Below are 2858 nucleotides of genomic sequence, written 5' to 3' on the forward strand. Positions count from 1 at the left end.
CCTGGCCCGAGCATGGGTCCGCGTGATCTGGCGCTGCTGGCAAACCAACACCGCCTACAACCCCCAACCCCACGGAGGCGCCATGCAACTTCTTGCCGCCTGAGGTTGACCTAGGGAATCTCATGCCCCATGGTCGCCCCACGGCCGGACGCTGCCAACCGCCCTGAGGCAAGGCTGTGGACAGCCGTCGTACGACGACCATCCGGCTCTGCTCGTCAGCTCTGCTCGTCAGCTCTGTTCGGTCACGATCGGACGACCATCTGGCTCTGCTCGGCGACTGCGGGACGACCACTTGGCTCTGCTCGGCAGGGGTGGGACCACTATTTGGCTCTGCTCGCCGGTATGGGTCAGGGGGTATGGGTCAGTGGGAGTGGCGCCGCAGGCCGAAGGCGAGCCCGTCGACCAGGGCCTCCCAGGAGGCCTCGATGACGTTGGCACCCACCCCGACGGTCACCCAGGAGTCCTGACCGTCGCTGGTCTCGATCAGGACGCGGGTCTTGGCGTCGGTGCCGTGACCGGCGTCGAAGAGTCGCACCTTGTAGTCGATCAGCTCGAAGGAGGCGACCACCGGGTAGGCCTGGGTGATCGCCTCGCGCAGTGCCTGGTCCAGCGCGTTGACCGGGCCGTTCCCCTCGCCGGTGACCACGTATCGCGCGCCACCGGCGCGCAGCTTGACGGTGGCCTCGGTGGCCGGACCGCCCTGGGAGCGGGTCTCGGAGATGACCCGCCAGGACTCCACATCGAAGTACGACGGCCGCTCGCCGGAGACCTCCTCGATCAGCAGGAGCTCGAAGGACGCGTCGGCCGCCTCGAAGGTGTAGCCGCGCCCCTCCAGCTCCTTGACCCGCTCGGTGATCCTGGTCACCAGGTCACGGTCGCCGGACAGGTCGTAGCCGAGCTCCTTGCCCTTCAACTCGATGCTCGCCCGGCCGGCCATGTCGGAGACCAGCAGCCGCATGTCGTTGCCGACCCCGATCGGGTCCATGTGCTGGTAGAGGTCGGGGTCGACCTTGATCGCCGAGGCGTGCAGGCCGGCCTTGTGGGTGAAGGCCGAGGCGCCCACGTACGGCTGCCGGGCGGCGGGCGGCACGTTGGTCACCTCCGCGACCGCGTGTGCGGTCCGGGTCGCCTCGCGCAGCAGGCCGCCCGGCAGCACCCCGCGCCCGACCTTGAGCTCGAGGTTGGCCACCACCGAGATGAGGTCCGCGTTGCCGGTGCGCTCGCCGTAGCCGTTGATCGTGCCCTGCACGTGCGAGGCACCGGCCTCGACGGCGGCGAGCGTGTTGGCGACCGCGCAGCCGGTGTCGTTGTGGCAGTGGATGCCGACCCGGCCACCGGTGGCCGAGGTGACGTCGTGGACCACGTCGGCCACCCAGGACGGCAGCATCCCACCGTTGGTGTCGCACAGCGCCACCACCTCGGCACCGGCGTCGTACGCCGTGCGCAGCACCTCCAGGGCATAGTCACGATTGGCCCGATAGCCGTCGAAGAAGTGCTCGGCGTCCAGGAAGACCCGCTGCCCCTCGGTGCGCAGGTGGGTGATGGTGTCGCGGATCATGGCGAGGTTCTCGTCCAGGGTGGTGCGCAGGGCGAGCTCGACATGCCGGTCGTGGGACTTGGCGACCAGCGTCACCACGCCCGCGCCGGAGTCGCGCAGTGCCGCGACCAGGGGGTCGTCGGCGGCCCGGACCCCGGCCCGACGGGTCGCCCCGAATGCGGCGAGCTGGGCGTGCTCGAGGCTGAGCTCGGCCTTGGCGCGGGCGAAGAACTCGGTGTCCTTGGGGTTGGCGCCCGGCCAGCCACCCTCGATGTAGCCGACCCCGAGACCATCGAGCTGACGCGCGATGGCCAGCTTGTCGCCGACGGAGAGGTTGAGCCCCTCCTGCTGAGCGCCGTCGCGCAGCGTGGTGTCGTAGACGTGGAAGCCGGTGTCCATGTGTTCGCCTGTCCGTGTGTGGCCGGTCTGTGTTCGCAGGTCTGTGTCGTAGGTCTGGGAGTTGATCGTGGGCACAAAAAAACCTCTCGCGGACGAGAGGTGGGCGCGCTGTCGGGGTGACAGCGCGCTAGCTAATGATGATCGCGGAGGCGGTCGAGATCAGCATGCCGGTCATGGTGCCACGCGATCCGGTGCCGCGGCGGCGAAGTCTCAGGATGCGGTCGGGGCCGGGAGGCATCGGTATCAGGACCGATCGGTCCGTCGGCCGGTCAGCTCAGCAGGTGGGCGACCTTGGGCTGGTCGTCGTCGGGCGCCCACCGGATGCCGTGGGAGAGCGTCGACCAACCGAGCGCCGCCGCCAGTGCGAGTACGACGAGCATCCCCACGCCCCACCTGCGCGGCTCGGCGGCCAGCGGGTGGCCGACTCGTCGCAGCGGGCCGCGGAGCCGATCGCTGCCCGGTCCCAGGGCGAGCATCGCGGTGAGCATCACCCCGCCGACGAACAGGTCGAGGGTGAGGCTGCTGCCCAGCGCGAACGCGATGAGCATCACCGCCAGCGCGAGCCCGACCGACCACAACAGCAGCAGCAGCGTGGTCGGGATCGACCGCACCAGCTCCCAGGGGGCGCGCACCACGACCCGTGGCGCGTCGTACCACTTGGCGCCGCGCAGCAGGCGGCGCTCGGCCAGGTCGGTGGCGCCGTACGAGCCGGTGCGCAGCAGCCACACCAGCAGCGCCATCACGCCGAGCGCGATCCAGGGCGCCGCGGCGGTCGCGGCACCGCCGACCACCACGAGCGCGGTGGCCAGCGCGCCGCGCCGGAACCGTACGGCGAACGGCGGCCGCGCCGGACTCGACCCGACCGACAGCGGATCTCCCGGCGCGACGCCGGGGCCGGCGGCGCCCGGCGCGGTCTCGACCC

At 70.9% G+C, this 2858-nt stretch carries 2 protein-coding genes; both read right to left on the reverse strand.

The features are described 5' to 3' along the window. Window positions 1–361: 361 nt before the first annotated feature. Complete coding sequence (gene cimA / locus QM638_RS05485) at window positions 362–1936, reverse strand: citramalate synthase (protein WP_415140937.1); 1575 nt, start codon at window positions 1934–1936, stop codon at window positions 362–364. 269 nt (window positions 1937–2205) lie between these two features. Next, window positions 2206–2858: hypothetical protein (locus QM638_RS05490; protein ID WP_415140938.1), on the reverse strand; the 653-nt coding region annotated here is incomplete at its 5' end.

The sequence above is a fragment of the Nocardioides sp. genome (assembly GCF_047606145.1).
Taxonomy (GTDB): domain Bacteria; phylum Actinomycetota; class Actinomycetes; order Propionibacteriales; family Nocardioidaceae; genus Nocardioides.